Here is a 19,601-nt window from a genome sequence, read left to right as displayed (position 1 = left end):
GTTATCAGTCAAGGCAAAACCCATCACGGTCAACAGAAGCCAGACTTTTGATTTTGGTGACCTGCCGACCGCTAATCGCTCAATTGCTAACCGCTCTCAGGAGTACCTGATCGATGAAAGTTCCGATTTCCTGGCTGAAAGACTATGTGGATATCACCCTGTCCGTCGAGGAGCTGGCCGAGCGCCTGACCGTCGCCGGGCTGGAGGTGGGCCACATCACGTATCTCGGCATTCCGCAGGGCGCGCCGCCGGAAGGCTCGACGCAGTCGCCCTCGGATCACCTCGTCTGGGACCGCGAAAAGATCGTGCTGGCCGCGATCCACGAGGTCAAGCCGCATCCCAACGCCGACCGGCTCGTGCTGGCGATGGTCGATTACGGCGGGGACGAACTGGAACAGTGTGTCACGGGCGCGCCGAACCTGTACGAGTACAAGGGCGCGGGGCCGCTCGATCCGCCGCTGCTGACGGGCTTCGCCCGCGAAGGCGCGGAAGTGTACGACGGGCACGCGACCGACGGCAGTCGCATGATCCTCAAGGAGCGCGCGCTGCGCGGCGTGCCGAATCGCAGCATGGTGCTGTCCGAAAAAGAACTGGGCATCTCGGACAGCCACGAAGGCATCATGCTGCTGGATCGCGCCTCGTTCGGGCAGTACGCGCCCGGCACGCCGCTGCAAGACGTGCTCGGTGACGCGATCCTCGACATCGACATTCTGCCGAACATCGCCCGCGCCTACAGCATCGTCGGCGTGGCGCGCGAGGTCGCGGCGCTGAGCGGCCAGACGCTGCGCTTCCCCTCGATGGAAGTCGTCATGAACGGGCCGAGCCTCGACGGCAAGATCGCCATCGACATCCACGAGCCGGAACTCAACCCACGCTTCACCGTCGGGCTGATCCGCGACATCGAGATCAAGCCTGCGCCGGAATGGATGCAGCGGCGTCTGAAGCTGGCCGGGATGCGCCCGATCAACAATATCGTGGACGCGACGAACTACGTCATGCTGGAACTGGGCCAACCGCTGCACGCCTTCGACTATGACACGCTGATCGAGCGCGCGAACGGCGAGATGCCCACCATCATCACGCGGCTGCCGGAGCCGGGCGAGACGCTGGTCACGCTCGACGGCGAAAAACACGATCTGGATGACTACAACATGCTCGTGGCCGATACGGCAGGCGCGCTGAGCATCGCGGGCGTCATGGGCGGGCTGGAAAGCGAAATCAACAGCCCCAACGGCACGCCGATCGACGCGACGGGCGTACAGGTCGCGCAGGACGACGAGGCCGAGAGCCTGCCGCGCGGCAAAGCCTCGACCACCCGCCCCGTCACGCAGAACGTGCTGCTCGAAGCGGCGAACTGGAACTTCATCAACATCCGGCGCACGATGCAAAGCCAGAAGATGAGCAGCGAAGCCGGGATGCGCTTCAGCCGGGGCGTGCACCCCGCGATGGCGATCCTGGGCCTCAAGCGCTGCCTGGAACTGATGCGCATCACCAGCGGCGGCATCGTCGCGCAGGGCATCGTGGACGAATATCCGCTGGTGCCGGAAACGCTGGTGATCGACCTGCCGGTGAGCGAGGTCACCCGGCTGTTGGGCTTCGCCATCCCCGAAGAAGAGATCGTGCGGATTCTGCGCACGCTCGAATTCGAGGTGGAAGAACAGGGCGAGATGCTGCGCGTCACCGTGCCGGATCACCGCACGGATGTCGGGAGCGGGCTGACCGGGCGCGCCGACCTGATTGAAGAAATCGTGCGCATTTACGGCTACGACCGCGTGCCGACCACGATCATCGCGGACGCGCTGCCCGCGCAGCGCGCGAATCTGCCGCTGGTGCGCGAAGAACAGGTCCGTGACGCGCTGACGAAAGCGGGCTTCCGCGAGATCGTCACCTATCGCCTGACGACGCCGGAGCGCGAGGCGCTGCTGACGCCGCAGGGCCAGCCTTCGTACTGGCCGGACGTGCCGTACGTCACGCTGGCGAACCCGATCTCGTCGGACAAAACGGTCATGCGCCACACGCTGCTGTCGGGCCTGATGGACGTGGCAGCGGCCAACGCGCGCCACACCGACCGCCAGCGGCTGTTCGAGGTAGGCCGCGTGTATCTGCCGGTCGAGGAGCAAAAGCTGCCCGACGAGCCGGTGCATATCGGCCTGCTGATGCTCGGCCCGCGCGACGAACCGAACTGGCAGCATCACGGCGACCGGGGCGTGGTCGATTTCTTCGACCTGAAGGGCGTGGTCGAGGCGCTGCTGGACGACATGCGCGTGGGCGGCACGGTCAGGTACACGCCCACCGAGCACAGCAGCTTCCACCCCGGGCGCGCCGCCGCGCTGGACATCAACGGGCGGTACGTGGGTGTGCTGGGCGAGATTCACCCGCTGGTGCGCGAGGCGTACGGCTTCGGCATGGACTTGCAGCGCCCGATCCTCGGCGCGGAACTCGACCTGATGGCGCTGGTGGCGACCGTCACGACGCTGCGCGACATCCGCCCGGTCCCAACACAGCCCGCCGTGTACCAGGACATCGCGCTGATCGTGGACGAGGATCTGCCCGCCGCCGACGTGCACGCGGCGATCCTCAGCACAGGCGGGGCGCTGCTCGAAGCGGCGACGCTGTTCGACGTCTACCGGGGCGATCCGATCCCGGCGGGCAAAAAGAGCCTGGCGTTCTCGCTGACGTATCGCGCGCCGGATCGCACACTGACCGACAAGGAAGTGGCCGCCGCGCACGCGAAGATCGTCAAGGCGGCGGAAAAGCGCCTGGGCGCGCAGCTGCGGGCGTAACGACCGCATTCGGGCACACAAACAACGGGGCGATCTCGGCATGAGGTCGCCCCGTTTTCGTTTGTCGGGAGGGGTGAGACGCGCTGTGTTCCGCAGGGGAGAGCGAGATCTACCTGTTCTTTCTCTTGACGGGCGATGCAAGCATCGCCCCTACGAAAAGCATGACAATCTATTTTCCCCTGAAATGGACTTAACTTAATGCATATGGGTTAGGAACCCGCCCATTTTCGCTCACTTCCGCGCAAGCCACTCGGTTTTGAGCAGGCCGAAGTACAACTGGTCGTAGAAGTCGCCCCGGAACGAGAACCGTTCGCGCAGGGTGCCTTCGTGGGTAAAGCCGAGCTTGAACAGGATGTTACTGGACGCCGTGTTGCGCCCCGAAGGGCACGCCTCGATGCGGTGCAGATCCAGGGCGTCAAAGCTGTAGTCCAGAATCGCGGTGATGGCCTCGCTCGATAGGCCCTGCCGCCAGAAATCGGGGTGAAGCTCGTACCCCAGCTCGGCGCAGCGGAAATCCTCGCTGAAGTTCCACAGCGTATAGCCGCCGATCGCGCGGTCGTCGCCCTTGAGGGTCAGGGTCCAGAACAGGGCATCGCGCTGCGTCTGGTAGCGCAGCAGGTCTTCGACCCAGGTGCGCGTCCGGTCGGGCGTGGCGTGCGGCTCGACCCCATACGGCACCGTCACACGCGGATCGGACTTGATCGCGTATAACGCGTCCACGTCCGCCAGCGTGACCGGGCGCAGGATCAGCCGCACGGTCGTGAGGGTGGGCAGCCGGGTGAAGGCAGCGTCGATGGACATATAGACTCCCGCGCGCTAGATCACGAACAGGCCAACGACGAAGCTCGCCAGATTGATCACGAGGCTGTAGGCCAGGGCCAACTCCGGCGTGATGCGGCGGCGCAGGGCCAGCCGCAGCGCGACGGCCTCGAACCACACGATGAACACTTCGGCCAGGATCACGGTCAGGAAGTCGTACAGGCCGATCGCCGGGAACACGAACCACGCGATCGGCAGCGTTGCCATACTCGCCAGGGGAATCAGGAACAGGTAGTAGCGGCGCGGGCGCAGCGTCAGCGTGATCAGGCCCGCCGTGATCGTCTCCACGATCAGGGTGACGGCCAGCGCGGGCACGAAGTCCTCGTTGAACCGCTGCTCGATCTCGGTGACTTCCAACGTGGCGGCGCGGACCTGAACCGAATAACGCGCGTTGAACGCCTCCTTGCGGAAGACGTTGCTCTGGCGCGTACGATCTTCGAACTCGACCACCAGCTTAAGCCGCGCGCCGTAACCATAGGCGTCGGACCAACAGCGCGTCGTGTTGCAAGTGAACTGCTGCGGACCAAGCTCCTCCAACGGGTGACTGCGCGCGCAGTCGTCGCTGTCGCAGATCAAAAGCTGGCCGTCCACGATGGGGACCGGATCGCCGTCGAAGTGGAACTCGAACTCCAGCGACGGCTTGGGGCCGGTATCGGCGCGGGCCGGGCTTGCCAACAATCCCAACACCACAACTGCCAGCGCGATCAGAGAGACGCCAAACACCCATTCAAGACGGCGAGTCATGTGATCCTATCCGTTCCATGCAGGCGAACGCGCTGATCCGGCCAGCGCGATAGATCAAGTGTACCGCCTTCGCCGGGCGGGCTCCACGTCAGGGGACGGGAACCCGCGCGCCGATCCACTGCACGATCTGGTCGAGCAGGGACGGATCGGCGGCGAACATCGCCGTGCCGTGCCCGGCGTCGGACAGCACGACCAACTGGTGATCGCCCTGAGCCATGCCGTCGAGCGTCAGGCTGTCGGCGGGGTTGTTGTTATCGCCCTCGCTGGCGACGATCAGCGTGGGGCGCACGCCGAGCCGCACCATCGCGTCGGATGTGGTGATACCGCGATAGTCCAGGCCGGGGCTGAGCATGATCGCGCCAACACAGCCGGACGTATCCGCGCAGGCGTTCAGGGCCAGATTCGCGCCGATGCTCGCGCCGACCATCACGAGGTGCGAGGTATCGACGTCGCCCATGTCCTGCACGAGACTCACCGCCGCCGCGACATCACTCTGCGCGAGGGACCATTCCACCTGCCCGCCCGTCGCGCCGTACCCGCGCAGATCGACCGTCAGCACAGCATAACCCGCCGCCTGAAGGCGCTGCGCCAGCGGCTCCCAGTCGGCGCGGCTGCCGCCGACCTGATGCAGCATGATCACGACCGGCGCGGGGCGGGCCGGGCTGTTATAAAAGGTCGCTTGCAGCACGAGGCCATCGCTGGCGCTGATCATCAGCGGCAGGAAGGCGGACGTGGGCTGCGGCGTGAAGGTGGGCGGATCTTCGAGCAGCTGCCCTTCCGCCGGGATGCCCGCCAGGGTGGGATTGCTCGCGCCGACCGACTCGCCCATGTTGCCATCGCCCGAAGGCAGCAGCGGATCGACGGTCGGGCTGGCGGCGAGGATCGGGCCGCTGGCAGTCGGGCGCGGCGTGGCAGTCGGTGATGACTGCTGCATGTCGCAGGCGGCCAGCGCCGCCACCAGGACGACGGCCAGAACCAGCGCTGCGCGCTGCCGGGCGCTCATGCACCCTGCTCCGCGCGTTGGGCGACGACGATCATACGCGGGCAGCCGTCCTCGAACGGGCCGCGCATGTAGTCCCCGAAGATCTCGATGCACTCCAACCCGGCCCCGGCCAGCATCAGGTCCATTTCGCCGGGGAACACGAGGCGCAGCGCCAGCGGTGACACCGTGCGGCGCAGCGCGCCATCGGCGGATACTTCGTCGTAGACCCAGGTCAGGTGCAGCATCTGCTCCGCGCGATCGATGTCGCTCACCGAAAACTGCATGGCGAGATTACCCGTATCCGGCATCTTGAACGTGCGCTCCAGCGAGAGCGTGCCATCGCCCTGCGTGGCGTACATCTCGCCCGCGTTAGGCAGATCGATCACCAGCAGTCCCTCGTCGTCCAGCAGGCGGTAACACTGGCGCAGCACGGCCAGTTGATCGTCCTGCTCGGAAAAGTGCATGAGGGTATTGTAGGGGATGATGATCAGCTTAAAGCGTTCGTCCAGCGCGGGATTGAGCGCGTCGCCGTGCACGAAGCGCGCGCGGGGCGCGAGCGCAGGCTTGGCCTTCAGCTTACGCCGTCCCCAGTCGAGCATCGCCTGCGAGTTGTCCAGGCCCACCGTGCGGTAGCCGTCCTGCGCGAGATGCAGCATGACGCGGCCCGTGCCGCAGCCGAGGTCCAGGATCGGATCGCCCGTCTCTTCCGCGAGCGTCGAATACAGGATCAAATCTTCCACGAAATCGGCGTTTTCCGCCTCGTAATAGCGCACGCAGGTCTCGTAAAAATCAACGTTCATCCGCCATCCATCCAGTCCGTAAACACCGGTACACCATACAGCTTCGCAGTGTAGCCCAAAAGCGCGGGGGGTCAAAAAATCGTGGCGCGCAGCGGCCCCGCTCCGCCCTTAGACTGATTGACATGCGGCAAAATTCATGATATGCTTATACCATGATTGCGCAATTATGCAATTGTACAAGTGAGGGAACGATGGACCGACACCTACAAACCACCACTACTCCCTATCCGGCTAACAACGTTCGCTCCTTTTCCGCCTGCGCCGCGGTGGTCTGCACGCAGCAGATTCTGGTAGTGGACCGGGATGGCGGCCCGGCCAGCCTCGTGGCAGACAGCGCCAGCCGCCTGCTCGACATGCACGTATCGGTGATGCGGGTCGAGGATCACGACGAGGCGCTGGCGGTGATGGGCAATCACTCCGTCGATCTGGTCCTGGTAGGCCTGGAGCCAAACGATCTGGTGCAGATGACGCTGCTGCCCCGCCTGCACAACCTCGACGGGCGTGTGCCCGTGCTGGTGGTCGAGGGCACACGATCGTGGATGCACGAACTGAGCGCCCGGCGTTACGGCGCGTGGGACGTGTTCACCCTGCCGCGCCGCGCCGCCGACCTGCGCGCGCTGATCGCGCGGCTGGCGCAGGACTACCTCGAAGCTGCTTAGCCTCCCGGCGCGCACCTACCCTGCGCGCCGGTTGATGATCTGGCCTAAAATTGATGACATTGATTACACTTTTTGTCCGCCAGCGTTGACAGAGCGCACCTGCACCGTTACCATATTGATCAATCACACAATCGTATATCACGTTGAAGGGTGCTTCCATGCCGCTCGAAATGATCGAAATCGTTGATCCCCTGGCCGAGCTGATCACCTTTGAGACCTCCCCGGTCTATGAAATGATCATCAGCCTCCGCACGCTGCTCCAATCAAATTATCACATCGAATGGGTCGACGCGATGACGCCGCGCCTGCCCGCCGCATTTTGGAGCGAGCTGCGCGCGCTGTACGAACCTTATCACAAGGGATCGGTTTTCTTCGAGCTGGCAATCGACTACCCGGATCAGGCGGATGTTGAGGGATTCATCGAGTACGTGCGCGCAATGGACCCCGCTACGTTCGTCTTTTATCTCGTCGGGCGGATCATCACCAAAGAACAGATCGCGTCCACGAACCTCGATCCCGACGTGCTCAACCCGCTGCTGATGGCGTCGCCGCACTACAGCCACTGCCTGTGCATCGAAACGCCGATGGAATCCGCGCTGGAGGACGTGCCCGCCTTCCAGGAACGGCTGACGCGGCTGTGGTCGTGGTATTGGAACGACTTCTTCAAGGACCAGATCGATACCTTCCGCCCCTACTGGCAGCACAGCCTCAACGAAAAAATGGCGCTGCTCAATCGCAGCGGCGGCCAGGTCCTGTTCGATCAGGTGAGCAACCGCAAGGTGCTGCCCGCGCCTATCCCCGAAGATATGCCGATCACGAGCATCCGGTTCATTCCGCTGCACCTGATCCCCGCGCCCGTGTACATGTTTTACGGCTACGGCAACATCACGCTGCTGTTCGACAGCGAGCGCACCGAGGCGCGGCTGGCGGAGATCGAGCGCGATAAGGAAGAGGCGCTGGTCGTGCTCAAGGCGCTGGGTGACAGCACCCGGCTGGAAATTCTGCGGCTGATCGCCAACGCGGAGGGGCACATGCACGGCAAGAAGATCGCGGCGCACCTGGAACTGTCGCCCTCGGCGGTATCGCGCCACCTGACGCAGCTCCGCGACGCGAAGCTGATCACCGAAGAAACGCACTCCGACCGCACCATCACGTACCAGCTTCAGCCGGAACGCATCCAATCGCTGCCCCAAAAGCTGCGCGACTACCTGACGCACTAACGATCACCAGCAGCCAGCGATTAGCGGCTAGCCGTTCGCAAAGTCAGAAGCCAGAAAAACACATCTTGCCGCCTGAGAGCAGGCAAAAACGGCGGGTATAGAGAGAATCGATGCCGAAGGGGCAGTTCACGGACTGCCCCTTCGCCGTTTTTGGGCACAGGCACGCAAAACACGGGTAGAGTGTGCTCACCCCTGCGGGAAAACCGGATGAGGCGTCAATAACGGGCGGTCCGGCTATTTGGGCGGCGGGGATGGCGTGCGCGTGATGCGCGGCGGTAGGAACGGCGTCGGGGACGGCGTCACGGTCGGTGTGCGCGTCAGCGTTGGAGACGGCGTATATGTCAGCGTGGGGGTACGCGTCGGCGTGAGGGACGGCGTCACGCTGGGCGTCCGGGTCGGCGTGGTCGTCGGCGTCGCGGTAAAGGTGGGCGTCGGCGTCACAGTCGGCGTATCGGTCGGCTGCGGCGTGCCGGTCGAGGTCGCGCTCTCGGCGGGCGGCAGCGTCGCGGACGGGGTCGCGGTGGCGGTTTCCGTCGCGGGCTGTGTTGCTTCTTCGGTGACGGCTTCCGTCGCGGTCGGCGCCGCTTCTTCGGTGACAGCTTCAGTAGCCGCTTCAGTAACGAGTTCAGTAGCGAGCGCAGTGGCAGGCTCGGTCGGCGCTTCCGTGATCGCAGGCGGCTCCGTGGGCGGTTCAGTTGCTTCTACCGGTTCGGTCGCGGCGATCTCGACGGTCGGCGTCGGGGAAAGCGCCTCGTCGCCGCTCTCCGCGCCGGGACCGGGCAGCAGCGGCAGCGTCGCGGTCACAGTCGGCGTGACGGACGGCGTCACGGGCGCGGGCGTCGGCGTCAGCAGCGAGGTCGCGGTAAAAAACAACGTCGCCGGTTCGGGCGACGCTGCGGAAGGCTCACCGGCATCAGCCGCCCCCTGATCCAATCCTCCCGAGGCGGCAAGCCCTCCGGAATTATTGGTTTGCAGGGATTCCGTCGGGGTTGGCGGCACAGGCGTCGGCGCGGCGGCCCCCTCCAGCGTGAAGGTCTGCTCGAACAGGTGGCCGCGCTCGCCCAGAACACCCTGGGGCTGATTGTTGACGGTCAACTGCAGGGCCGCGGCGTTGCTGGCGCGCACGGCAACCGTCTGGCTGCCCTCGAACTGCCAGACTTCGCCCGGTCGCGCGACGCCCTCGCGGGCCACCTCGCCATCGACCGTGATGCGCATCCAGGTGCGTTCCATCACCTGCACCGAAACGACCACCGTATCGCCCGACAGCTCCGACAGCGTGACCACCGGCTCCTCGGTCGCATCGACCGGTTGCGTGGCGTCGGGGCTTTCCCCGGTGGGGCCTTCTCCGGCGTTTTCGGTGGGCGGCACGACGGCGAAAGCGTCTTCCGTCGCGTCAATGGATGGGGCGGGCTGCGTTTCGAGATCGGCATCCGCCGGGGGCGTGATCGATTCGCCCGACACCCCGTCCGATCCGGTCGAAGTATCGTCAAGCAGGCGCGTTACGCCAAAAATGCCCACCACGATGATCACCCCGGCGATCAGCACGACCACCAGACGGCTGAGCATGCTGCGGCGGCGCGGACGTGGGCGTTCTTCTTCGGTTTCGGCGGTTGCGGCGGAACGGGACGAATAGGGCAGCGGCACGGGGGCAGACCGGCCCGGAAACGATCGAGAAGGCGTGGTGGTGCGCGGCTTGCGCCAGGGCAGGCTGTGATCGGGCTGCGCGTCGAACTCGGCCAGCAGCAGGTCCAGGTCCAGGCCCAGGAACCGCGCGTAGTTGCGCAAAAAGCCCTGAAGCTGGACGTTCGTCATGCCGCTGAAGTCGCCGTGCTCGATGCCGTCCAGGAAGCGTGCGCGGATACGCGTCGCCCGCTCCGCTTGATCGAGCGACATCTCGCGCGCTTCACGCGCCTCGCGCATGCGCTGTCCCAGGCCCTGCCAATCCGTCACGCGATTTCGCTCTCCGGGAAGTCCGGCAGCGCAGCCGGAGGATGTACAAAAACGAGCATCACCTGTCGCCGCGTTTACCTCGACAACCGGCGATGCCCGCCTTGGCCATGTGCCTGATCAACCGGTAACCGCGGCCAGCAGGTCCCACATATCGCCGTGAAACGACGTGAGGAACCGCCGCCATGCGGCTACCTCAGCCTCGGTGATTGGGGTGACATTCACCCGAACCGCCGGGTGTAACTGGTAGTAAGGGGGCTGATCATACGCGGTGATCTGCTGCGCCTGCCCACACACCGGGCAGGTTGCCGTCAAAGTCCGCTGTATGCCGTCGTCCTGTGTCACCTTCACGTCGTGGTCGTGATACGACTCGCCACAATGGTCACATGCCATGCGGCGCACGATGAAAGCGATGAGGTCGCCGGTCCCCTGATCGAATGCTGGCATCTAGTGTGCCGTTAGAAACGGCCCTAGCTCGCAGTTTCCTCGTCTTCCGCTGCCGGAAGCGCGTCTGCCGTCTCCGAGGCGCTGACTTCTTCTTCAGCGACCGGTTCGGCTTCAGGAATCTGCTCAGCTTCGTCCTGGCTCTCGATCGACTCCACCGAGTCACCTGCCAGGTACGCTTCGACGTCTTCATCGCGCAAGATGACAACCTTGAGCATGGGGGACAGGTCGCCGCTCATGCGGACCGGCACTTCGTGCGCGCCCAGCTCGCGCAGCGGGCGCTCGCTGATACGGCGGCGGTTGATGTCCACGCCGGTCTTTTCCATCAGGGCCTGAGCGATGTCCATCGTAGTGATCGAGCCGTACAGCTTGCCGTTCTTACCGGCCTTGACGCCGAACACCAGCTCGACGCCATCGATCTGCGCGGCAGCTTCCGATTCCCGGCTGCGCAGCTCGGCACGGCGCTGACCGGCCTGAGCGAGCAGGTGCTGGTTGTCGCGCAGCGCGCCCGCGTTGGCACGCACGGCCAGACCACGCGGGATCAGGTAATTGCGGGCAAAACCATCAGCTACGGTCACGACATCGCCAGCGACACCGTGCTTGTAGACGTTTTCCTTGAGAATAACCTTCATGTCCAGGGCCTTCCTTGACGATCTGTGTCAGTTTTAAGCCGCAATCATACCGTAAACGATGGCGTAATACCAGGGTCAGCTTGTCCGGCCCCGCATCTGCGGCTCCTGCTGACCAGTCTACCCTATGACGGTGAATTTGCACCCCACGCTTGCCCTGCGGAGGGAAAAACAGTTGTTAGTTGGAAGTTGAAAGTTGTTCGTTGAAGCGAAGGGCAGAGGCAACAAGGCAGCGGTTAAGTGAGCTATCGAGGAAATCCGGCTTTAGGGAGGGATCAGGTAAACCTCACCCCTGGCGGAGCTTCACTTCGCCCTCAGCGATTCGCAAGCGCGAAAGACACGGCCACGCAGGATGCGGGAAAACGGACGAAACACAAGCAGCGGAGAAATTGCCCGGCAAAAGCGACAAAACACTTGCCACAAATGGCGCGATCACCGCTATAATCGCGCGTATGAAACGCAGCGCATGGATCGCCCTCATTTTTATCTGGCTGGCCTTCGCCGGAAGCGCCATCGTAAGCCGAAGCACCTTCGACCGCCTCCCCCATCTCGAAGACGAGTTTGCCTACCTGTATCAAGCGCGCGTCTTCGCCCACGGTGACGTCTATGCCCCGGTCTACAAACCGGTGCGCGCCTACTGGCAGCCATTCCTGGTGAACCTGAACGACCACCGCGTGGGCAAGTACACGCCTGGCTGGCCGCTGGTGCTGGCGATCGGCGTGCTGTTCGAACAGCCGTGGATCATCACCGCGTGGCTGGCGATGCTGACCGTCGCCGTGGTGTACCGCCTGGGACGCGACGTGTTCAATCCCGAAACGGGCGCGGTCGCCGCGCTGCTGACGGCGGCAAGTCCCGGCGCGCTGCTGCTCAGCGGCACGCTGATGGGACACACCGCCGCGCTGTTCTTCGTGACGCTGTTCTTTTGGGCGATGTGGCGGCTGGAAAACGGCAAACATCCGCTGACCTGGGCCGTTACGGCGGGCGTGTCGCTGGGCATGGTGGTGATCACGCGGCCATTGTCGGCGGTGGGCATCGTCGCGCCGTTCGTGGTATACAGCGTGGGTCGCGTGCTGTGGGACGCGCTCAAGCACTCGCCCGAGCGCGGATGGCTGACGCTCAAGCCGCTGATGGTGCTGGGTGTGCTGGTCGTGGCGATCAGCATGCTGTGGCCCGCGTTCAACTGGACGGTCGCGGCCAAGACGGACGAATCGTTCCCGGCGTTTTTGGTGCGCTTCCTGAAAAACGAGCCGGATACCAACTTGTACTGGTACATCTGGAAATACGACCGGATCGGTTTTGGCGAGGGGCATGGGCGCGTCGAGGGCGGGCATACGGTCGAGCTGGGCTGGAAGCACGCCAAGCAGGATCTCTCGTGCGCGGCGCACGACCTGTTCGGCTGGGCGGAACCCGCACCGGACAAGGTCAATCTCGATACGAACCAATGCGCCGAAACCGGACACGGCTACAGCTGGCTGCTGCTGCCGCTCGGCCTGCTCATGGGCATGCCGCGCAAGTGGACGTGGCTGTTCGCCGCCGTGCCGGTGACGCTCGTCGCAGCGTATCTGGCGTACTGGATCGGGGGGCGGCTGTACACCGCGCGCTACTATTCCGAGGCGCTCACGGCGGTCACGCTGGTCAGCGCGTACGGGGTAACGGCGCTGGCGGCGCTGATCGCGCAGGGTTACAAGCGCGTGGGCGGGCCGTCGCCGTCCGGCTTCACGCCGGGATGGCTGCTGTATGCCGCGCTGGCGGGCGTCATGGCGTACGCCGTGGCGATCTATACGCCCGCGCGCCTCAAGCCGCTGGACGGGTACGGGCGCATCAACCAGGAGCAGATCGATGACTTCAACGCGCTGCGCGAGCAGCCGGATAAACCGGCGCTGCTACTGGTGTGGGGCGAACATCACTGGCGCGACGTGGGCGCGTTCATGGCGGTGACCGATCCGTTCCTGGGCAACGACATCGTGCTGGCCCGCGACCCCGACGCCGCGTATCTCGACCAGATCCTGTCGCGCTGGCCGGACCGCGAGCACATCTTTTTGATCAACGGCGAGTTCACGCATTCCCCGCCCGAACAGGACGATGGCGGCGATTAACCGGCGCTTGCCTGACGCGCCCTCAATTGTCAATAAACCTGTACATGCCGCCAGTTGCGAGCCTTTCAGATTCGCGCGTAAGATTCCAGGTACAATCACGTAAAATAGTGTGGGCAGCAGCGGCGGTCACGATCAAACCGCCGCCGGATGCTGCCCTATTACGACCGCTGCATCATTTTATCCGTGAAAGCAAGGGGGCTTATGCGACGTCGCTATCGGCCAAATTCGGCGGAGGATCATCCGCTTTCTGCCGGGTATCCTGGGCCGGATTTTCACCGCACAACTGCTTCTGATTTGCTCCTACCCCACTCCTCCGGCATCACCCGGCGCGCAACCCTCAAGCTGCTGGGCGCTACCGGCGCGGCGCTGGCGGTCGGTCTGCCAGGGCCGTTTTCCGGCCTGCCCCGACGTGACGAGCCGGGCGTCGTGCGCGAGATGCGCCGCGTCCTCAACGACGCGTTCGACGGCGAGGAAATGGGTCTGTCGTTTTCGTACGTTTCGCCGGAATACACTGAGGATTTCCGTATCGAGATCCGTCAGGCCCGGCTCTATCCCGTCGCCAGCTCGTTCAAAGCGGCAGTGGTGCTGTATTACTTCCTGAACACGCCCGAAGACGAATGGGACGCCGAACAGGGATCGGCCATGTACAGCATGGCGGTCTTCAGCAACAACGCGCGCACCGGCACGGTGCTGTACGACGTTGCACAGCGGCTGGGCGTGCAGAACCCGATCGTCGCGTTCAACGACTTCGCCACCGATCCCGAGCTGCTCGGCTGGTCGCACGGGCTGTACAGCTGGACCTTCAACGAGTTCCCGTACATGCCCACCAACGGGTACACCGACGACCGGTATAACCCGACGCGGTGGGACCCGACCAACATGTCGAACATCGGGCTGAACTTCTCGACCGCCGCCGAAATCGCCACGATATTCCGCGTGCTGGCGATGGCAGAAGCCAACCCGCGCTGGGAGAGCGATCCGCACTTCCGCGCCTCGATCCAGGCCAGCCGCGCGCTGCTGGGCATCCCCGCGCTGGACTACCTGTCCTCGCTCGAAAAAGCGATCACCTACGGCGATCACTACAGCAAGGACGGCACGCTGCGCCCAATCGACATCGGCACGAACGTGCGCAACGACGCGGGCGTGTGGCCGATGCAGGACGGCGGCGCGTACCTGATCTCGTTCATGTCGGCGCGCGAATCGGACGACTCGGTCGCGGCGGCGTTGGCGGTCGTGGCGGAAGCGATCCGCATGTACGACCAGTATCTGCACCCGAACGACTTCCGCGTGCTCACCACCCCGTCCGAGCCGGTGCAGCCGGGCACGTACAATTACGGCTTCGTGCGCCGCACGGGAGTCACGCTCTATTCGCAGCCGGACAAAAACGCGCCCACGATCGATAACCCGGTGCGGTCCACGTCGATCTTCGGCACGACGTACCTGATGTACGGCGCGATGGTGCGGCTGAACGTGATCGACGACGAGTGGGCCGAAGTCGTGCAGGACGACGAATGGGACGAGGCGTTTACGTGGCCGGTATACATCCGCATGGAAGACGTGCAGATCGTGGACCGGACGCTGCGCACCACGCCCATCGGCTACGTCAGCGGGGCGGCGGCAGGCACGGATAAGTTCATCATCCTCGACGTGATCCAGCGCAACCTGACGCTGTTCGAGGGCGGCACGCCGATCATGCGCACGCCGGTGATCCTCAACTTCAACGGCACGCCGCGCCAGATCTCGTTCATTCACCGCCTGTACCTGGCGCGCGATATGCCGAACTATCCCGGCGTGCCGTTCACGTGCTTCCTGCACGGCAGCGACTACCTGGACGAGAGCGGCTTCGCCATTCACGGCGCGCCGTGGCACCTGTGGAGCGAAACCGTGCGCCAGTACACGCTGATCCGGCGCGTGACGCACGGCTGCATCAACATCCCGGACTGGCCGATCCAGAACGACTATCTGACCGAGCCGATCCGACCGGACGAGTTCATCTTCCGCTGGGCGGGCGGAATGCCCGATCCCGCCGAAGAACGGGTGGCGCTCGATCCCGGCGACGTAGCGGTGCGCGTGTACAGCTTCGACAATCCGCTGCAAGAAATCTGGAACTACCCGCGCCCGCCGTCACTGTACGGGGTGGGCGTCAACTGGCGCATGATCATGGATGCGCGCGAGGCCAAGCCGCTCGACGTGCCGGAGTACTTCTACGAGGAACAGAAGGCGTAGAGGCGGCGATCCGCCGGGCGCGGTTAGCAGACGCAAAGAGAGCCGGGAGCGTGGGGGACAGCCCTCACCCCGGCTCTTTTCGATCCGGTTGGAGAAGGAAAAGCGGCACGAAAGCCGCAACGGGGGTTATCGCGCCCAGCGCTGCGCCGTCCAGCGCGCGTCCGACAGGGCCATCAGCGCGGGCAAAAACGCCAACACCACGTCGCCGATCAGCGCCATGAACACCTGAAGCGTCGTGTAGCCGTTAAATGGCTCGACGATCCCCAGCAGAAAGACGGGGACAGTGCAAAAGAAGATGGTCAGGCCCAGGATAAACATCATGGCGCTGGGTCCCGACCACAGCGGCGCTTCGCGCAGCAGCACGACGCGAACGCCCGTGGTCACGGCCAGCAGATTCATGTTCCACAGCATCACCAGCACGGCCACCACCAGCAGCGCGGGGATCAGGATTTCCTCCCACGGCGCGCCCGGCCTGCCATACACCGTGATCCGCGCCGGAGCCGCCCCCAGGCCCACCACGGCCACTTTGACCGACATCAGCGCCGAAAAGCTGCCCAGGGCCAGAAGCGGGATCAGGCTCGCCTGCACCATAAGGTAAACACGGAGCCGGTAGAGCACGCTGAAGACCTGCCCGCTCACAACCGACCGGTTCGAGAGCGACGTCACATAGACCAGATCGAAGTCCTGCGAGCGCACCATGCGTGTGGTCAGGTTCGAGGCGACCATCGCCGTCAGCAGCGGCGTGGAGAGCGTCAGGAACCAGCCCGCCAGGAAAAATATGGAGGTCAGCGCGCTGGTGGCGGAGGGGGAGGAAGGCCGCAGGTCGATCAGCGCCAGCGCCGCGCCGAGCGCGCTCAGCACCGCCGCGAACAGCAGCACGCGACTCACTGTGAAGCGGGTCCGCTGGCGGCTGAGCCGCCGGATCAGGGGGTTGGATGCGAGCGGGCTGGCCGCCTCTCGCAGTGACAGAACGTGTAGGATAGCCGCGCACCTCGCGGGCGCAGTGAAACAGCATCAGGTCGCACGATTCCGCGTTCATATTAAGAGTAGCCGCATTGAAGGGCAGCGGGCAATATCGCTGTTGTACTACTTCTATGCGGCTTCCCGCCGGAAATCATGGACAACTGTTACATCGGGAACGAAGGCAAAACGGGGCCGGGATCGGAAGGGATATTCTTCGCTTCGCCCTGTTCGATCCCGTGGGCGGACGAAGAGCAGCGCGAGATGGGGTTAGCGCACCCAACGCCGGGCCGTCCGGCGCGCATCGAGCAGCGCCATCAGAACGGGAATGGGCGCCAGCACCACGCTGGCGATCACAATCGCGGCGCTCTGAAGCGGCGTGTACCCCTCGAACGGCTCGCCGCTCTGAAGCAGCAGAACCGGGACCGCGCAAAAGAAAACGGTCAGGCCAAGGATCCACATCACGGCGCTGGTTCCCGACAAGAGCGGCGAGTCACGCATCAGCACGACGCGCACGCCTGTCGTCACGGCCAGCAAGTTCATATTCCATAACATCACCAGCGCCGCCACGACCAGCAGCAACGACAGCAGCACGTCATATGCGGGCGTCGTGGACGCGGCGGGAACCGTCGGGCGCGGCGGGGCTGTGCCTGCGGTCGCCACCGTGGTATTAAACGACACCAGCATCCAATAACTGCCCACCGCCAGCAGCGGCAGCAGGCTTGCCTGGACGATCAGGTAGGCGCGCATCCGGTGCAGCACGGCTACCACCTGCCCGCCGACCAGTTGGTGATTGGACAGCGTCGTGACGTACACCAGCTCAAAGTCTTCGGAGTGCAGCAGGCGGGCGGTCATGTGCGTCGCGGCGACGGTGGTCATTAACGGGGTGGCGAGTGAAAGGAACAGCCCCCACGTGAACAGGAAGAACCCGAACCCGCCGATGATGGATGAGGACGCCGACGGTCGCAGCGCAACGGCGGCGAAGATCGCGCCGAACAGGCCCAGCACAGCGGCCAGCAGCACCGTCCGCTTGAGCGTCAACCGGGCTGGCTGGCGACTGAGCCGCCGGATCAGGGGGTTGGACGCGAGCGGTTTTGCCGCCGCTCGCAGTGACAGAACGTCTAGGATGGCCGCGCACCTCGCGGGCGCAGGGGAACAGCATCAGATCGTACGATTTCGTTCATACTAAGGGTAGCCGCGTTAAATGGCTTCCGGCAATATCGCCGTTGTACTACATCCATGCGGCATCCTGCCCTGGATTACCGAAGAGAATGGGAACCCCCGGAGAAAAGCCGGGCGATGCTCGCATCGCCCCTACGAGAGCCGGATTGTGATGCCGAACGGCCCACACGCGAAAGCCGGTTCGGGACAAAAAACGGGCGGGTTCAAAACCCGCCCCTACAAAAATCTGGTCCGGTACTGCCACAGTCGCCCGTAAACCGCCCGCTTATCGAGGCAGGGCTGAATTCCCTCGCGGGATGTTACCCTTCCCCGTCGCTGCGCTCGACGCGGGAGACGGGGCGATCTTTGGCGATGGCAAAACGGTCGAAGTCACGCACGACGAACGAGTTCGGGAAGAAGCGCCGCGCGTCGTCCAGCACGTCACGCTCACGGTAGCGGCGCGAGACGTGCGTCAGCAGCAGCGTGCCGACGCCCATATCCGCCGCGAACCGCGCCGCGCGTCCGGCGGTCATGTGGCCGAAAGCGTCGGCCATTTCGGCGTCTTCGTCGGTGTACGTCGCTTCGGTCACGAGCGCGTGCGCGCCCTGCACGATCGGTTCCAGGCCGTCGAAGGTCGCCACGTCACCGGTGATCACCAGCCGCGCGCCGGGCAGATCGGGCCCCAGCACCGCGTCCGGCTCGATCACACGCCCATCGGAGAGGTGGACCGCCTCGCCGCGCACCAGCCGCGCGCGCTCCGGCCCGGCAGGGACGCCGAGCGCCTCGGCTTTTTCGACCAGGAAGGGACGGCGCGACTTTTCCTGAAACACGTAGCCGTAATTGTCGCGCCCGCGATGTTTGACCGGAAACGCCGACACCGAATAATCGGCGTCTTCCATCAGCACGCCGGGCTTCACGTCGATCAGGTGCAGCGGCATGGGCGGCTTCGCGCCGCGCAGCACCACGCCGAACAGCAGCTCCTGCACGCGGTCGAGCGTGGCTCTGCCGCCCCAAATTTCCAGCGACTCGATACTTTCCCAGCGCATGAAGGTGGACATCAGCCCGGCCAGCCCCAGGATGTGATCGAGGTGGCCGTGCGTGAGCAGGATGCGGTTGAGGCGCTTGAAGCCAATGCCGCTCTTGAGGATCTGGCGCTGCGTGCCTTCGCCACAGTCCACGAGATAGCGGTGATCCTTGACCATGACGACCTGCGCCGACAGCCCCCGGTGCACCGAGGGCGCGCTGGCCGACGTTCCTAAGAAGACGATCTCAAACATGACCGCTCGCCGCGCCGCCGGAAACGATCCGACCGCGCCGCGCGTGCTCCTTCCTTGTGTGCAAAATCACGTGCAGGTCACCCGTCAGGCAAAGGTGACAAAATAGCGCGCCTCATCGACGCGAATCTCACGATCGACAAAGTGGCGTACCGTGTCGATGTTGGTGCGCAGGTGTTCGGTGATGGCCGGCGTGGTGAACGCACTTGGGCCTTCGGCCAGCGCCAGCGGGATCACGAGCTGATCGGCCAGATGCGCGTCAATCGCCGCGCCGCTGTCGTGGAAGCTCAGCAGCGCCGTCACCGCGTCGCCCGCGACGACTTCGGACGGCATGCCTTTGCGGCCCAGGACGCCAAATCCGCCGCGACCGTTGCTGTATTCCACCGTCAGAAAGATCCCGGCGCCGGTGCTCAGGCCGCTCTCGCGCCGGGGCCGGATGTCCAGCGGCGCGTCAAACGAGTCCACACTGCCCAACAGGTTGATGGCGCGATTCGCCATACGCTGCGGGATGTGCGACGGCAGATTGCTGGCAAGCGCCGTACCAAACACGCGCTCCAGATCGCCGCGCTCGCGTAGATCGCGCCCGTGAAGCTTCGCCCCACCCTCCACCTGGGCCGTGAGTGTACCATCACCTTCGGGCACCCAGCCGTACGCGCCGATGAACATTGCCGCCTCGATGCCCATTTCGAGCAGCAGCGGGATGTACACGTCGCGCAGGTAGTGCGCGGGCGGGCTGTTGGGCACGTGCGTGCCGCCGTGAATCTGGATCGTCGATGTACCCGACACCAGCGCGAGCGGCAGCAGCACGGTCTGCATGACGAGCGTCGTTGCGCCCGCCGTGCCGATCTCCCACTCGT

16 protein-coding genes are annotated in these 19,601 nt (G+C 64.6%); 5 read left to right on the top strand and 11 right to left on the bottom strand.

Going from position 1 to position 19,601, the window contains the following annotated elements; translation table 11 throughout:
• Positions 1 to 113 precede the first annotated feature (113 nt).
• The gene (locus V7116_RS14790; RefSeq protein ID WP_324392714.1) at positions 114 to 2,783 is read left to right on the top strand and encodes a phenylalanine--tRNA ligase subunit beta; all 2,670 of its coding nucleotides are present in this window, start codon (positions 114 to 116) and stop codon (positions 2,781 to 2,783) included.
• 231 nt (positions 2,784 to 3,014) lie between these two features.
• Here V7116_RS14790 and V7116_RS14785 read toward each other — a convergent pair whose 3' ends face one another.
• The 4 genes from V7116_RS14785 to V7116_RS14770 form a co-directional block, all read right to left on the bottom strand.
• The gene (locus V7116_RS14785; RefSeq protein ID WP_324392713.1) at positions 3,015 to 3,584 is read right to left on the bottom strand and encodes a GNAT family N-acetyltransferase; all 570 of its coding nucleotides are present in this window, start codon (positions 3,582 to 3,584) and stop codon (positions 3,015 to 3,017) included.
• Positions 3,585 to 3,599: 15 nt separating this feature from the next.
• The gene (locus V7116_RS14780) at positions 3,600 to 4,346 is read right to left on the bottom strand and encodes a hypothetical protein (protein ID WP_324392712.1); all 747 of its coding nucleotides are present in this window, start codon (positions 4,344 to 4,346) and stop codon (positions 3,600 to 3,602) included.
• Positions 4,347 to 4,434: 88 nt separating this feature from the next.
• The gene (locus V7116_RS14775) at positions 4,435 to 5,349 is read right to left on the bottom strand and encodes an alpha/beta hydrolase (RefSeq protein WP_324392711.1); all 915 of its coding nucleotides are present in this window, start codon (positions 5,347 to 5,349) and stop codon (positions 4,435 to 4,437) included.
• A complete protein-coding gene (locus V7116_RS14770) occupies positions 5,346 to 6,128 on the bottom strand; it encodes a class I SAM-dependent methyltransferase (protein WP_324392710.1) in 783 nt (260 codons plus the stop codon). Before V7116_RS14770 ends, V7116_RS14775 begins: the two co-directional genes overlap by 4 nt.
• 191 nt (positions 6,129 to 6,319) lie before the next feature.
• Between V7116_RS14770 and V7116_RS14765 the strand changes: the two genes are divergently transcribed.
• Positions 6,320 to 6,787 (top strand): hypothetical protein, encoded by a 468-nt coding sequence (locus tag V7116_RS14765; protein ID WP_324392709.1) that lies wholly within the window; start codon positions 6,320 to 6,322, stop codon positions 6,785 to 6,787.
• Positions 6,788 to 6,945: 158 nt separating this feature from the next.
• Entirely contained in the window at positions 6,946 to 8,007 is a 1,062-nt protein-coding gene (locus tag V7116_RS14760) for an ArsR/SmtB family transcription factor (RefSeq protein WP_324392708.1), read from the top strand.
• Between the two features lie 234 nt (positions 8,008 to 8,241).
• Here the strand turns inward: V7116_RS14760 and V7116_RS14755 are convergent, their stop codons facing one another.
• From V7116_RS14755 to rplI, 3 genes are all read right to left on the bottom strand, one after another.
• Positions 8,242 to 9,957, bottom strand: a complete 1,716-nt coding sequence (locus V7116_RS14755; protein ID WP_324392707.1) for a helix-turn-helix domain-containing protein — start codon at positions 9,955 to 9,957, stop codon at positions 8,242 to 8,244.
• A 117-nt stretch (positions 9,958 to 10,074) separates the two neighbouring features.
• A complete protein-coding gene (locus tag V7116_RS14750) occupies positions 10,075 to 10,401 on the bottom strand; it encodes a hypothetical protein (protein ID WP_324392706.1) in 327 nt (108 codons plus the stop codon).
• 23 nt (positions 10,402 to 10,424) lie between these two features.
• A complete protein-coding gene (gene rplI, locus V7116_RS14745) occupies positions 10,425 to 11,030 on the bottom strand; it encodes a 50S ribosomal protein L9 (RefSeq protein ID WP_324392705.1) in 606 nt (201 codons plus the stop codon).
• A gap of 449 nt (positions 11,031 to 11,479) precedes the next feature.
• Between rplI and V7116_RS14740 the strand changes: the two genes are divergently transcribed.
• Positions 11,480 to 13,123, top strand: coding sequence for an ArnT family glycosyltransferase (locus V7116_RS14740; protein ID WP_324392704.1), 1,644 nt, complete (start codon positions 11,480 to 11,482; stop codon positions 13,121 to 13,123).
• A gap of 201 nt (positions 13,124 to 13,324) precedes the next feature.
• On the top strand, positions 13,325 to 15,349 hold the full coding sequence (locus V7116_RS14735; RefSeq protein WP_324392703.1) for a L,D-transpeptidase: 2,025 nt from the start codon (positions 13,325 to 13,327) through the stop codon (positions 15,347 to 15,349).
• A gap of 126 nt (positions 15,350 to 15,475) precedes the next feature.
• Here V7116_RS14735 and V7116_RS14730 read toward each other — a convergent pair whose 3' ends face one another.
• The 4 genes from V7116_RS14730 to V7116_RS14715 all read right to left on the bottom strand — a co-directional run.
• Positions 15,476 to 16,237, bottom strand: a complete 762-nt coding sequence (locus tag V7116_RS14730) for a hypothetical protein (protein ID WP_324392702.1) — start codon at positions 16,235 to 16,237, stop codon at positions 15,476 to 15,478.
• Between the two features lie 342 nt (positions 16,238 to 16,579).
• Positions 16,580 to 17,350, bottom strand: coding sequence for a hypothetical protein (locus tag V7116_RS14725; protein ID WP_324392701.1), 771 nt, complete (start codon positions 17,348 to 17,350; stop codon positions 16,580 to 16,582).
• A gap of 440 nt (positions 17,351 to 17,790) precedes the next feature.
• A complete protein-coding gene (locus tag V7116_RS14720) occupies positions 17,791 to 18,747 on the bottom strand; it encodes an MBL fold metallo-hydrolase (RefSeq protein WP_324392700.1) in 957 nt (318 codons plus the stop codon).
• Between the two features lie 84 nt (positions 18,748 to 18,831).
• Positions 18,832 to 19,601: RNA 3'-terminal phosphate cyclase (locus V7116_RS14715; protein WP_324392699.1), on the bottom strand; the 770-nt coding region annotated here is incomplete at its 5' end.

The organism is Aggregatilinea sp., assembly GCF_036822615.1.
GTDB lineage: Bacteria > Chloroflexota > Anaerolineae > Aggregatilineales > Aggregatilineaceae > Aggregatilinea.
The sequence above is the reverse complement of the archived record's forward strand: the minus strand, read 5'-3'. Positions and strand labels throughout refer to the sequence as shown.

Excerpts from the sequence above, each read along its gene's own strand:
- V7116_RS14785 (WP_324392713.1), bottom strand. The coding sequence starts at position 3,584 with ATGTCCATCGACGCTGCCTTCACCCGGCTGCCCACCCTCACGACCGTG.
- V7116_RS14770 (WP_324392710.1), bottom strand. The coding sequence starts at position 6,128 with ATGAACGTTGATTTTTACGAGACCTGCGTGCGCTATTACGAGGCGGAA.
- V7116_RS14765 (WP_324392709.1), top strand. The coding sequence starts at position 6,320 with ATGGACCGACACCTACAAACCACCACTACTCCCTATCCGGCTAACAAC.
- V7116_RS14790 (WP_324392714.1), top strand. The coding sequence starts at position 114 with ATGAAAGTTCCGATTTCCTGGCTGAAAGACTATGTGGATATCACCCTG.
- V7116_RS14760 (WP_324392708.1), top strand. The coding sequence starts at position 6,946 with ATGCCGCTCGAAATGATCGAAATCGTTGATCCCCTGGCCGAGCTGATC.
- V7116_RS14720 (WP_324392700.1), bottom strand. The coding sequence starts at position 18,747 with ATGTTTGAGATCGTCTTCTTAGGAACGTCGGCCAGCGCGCCCTCGGTG.
- V7116_RS14750 (WP_324392706.1), bottom strand. The coding sequence starts at position 10,401 with ATGCCAGCATTCGATCAGGGGACCGGCGACCTCATCGCTTTCATCGTG.
- rplI (WP_324392705.1), bottom strand. The coding sequence starts at position 11,030 with ATGAAGGTTATTCTCAAGGAAAACGTCTACAAGCACGGTGTCGCTGGC.
- V7116_RS14740 (WP_324392704.1), top strand. The coding sequence starts at position 11,480 with ATGAAACGCAGCGCATGGATCGCCCTCATTTTTATCTGGCTGGCCTTC.
- V7116_RS14735 (WP_324392703.1), top strand. The coding sequence starts at position 13,325 with ATGCGACGTCGCTATCGGCCAAATTCGGCGGAGGATCATCCGCTTTCT.
- V7116_RS14780 (WP_324392712.1), bottom strand. The coding sequence starts at position 4,346 with ATGACTCGCCGTCTTGAATGGGTGTTTGGCGTCTCTCTGATCGCGCTG.
- V7116_RS14775 (WP_324392711.1), bottom strand. The coding sequence starts at position 5,349 with ATGAGCGCCCGGCAGCGCGCAGCGCTGGTTCTGGCCGTCGTCCTGGTG.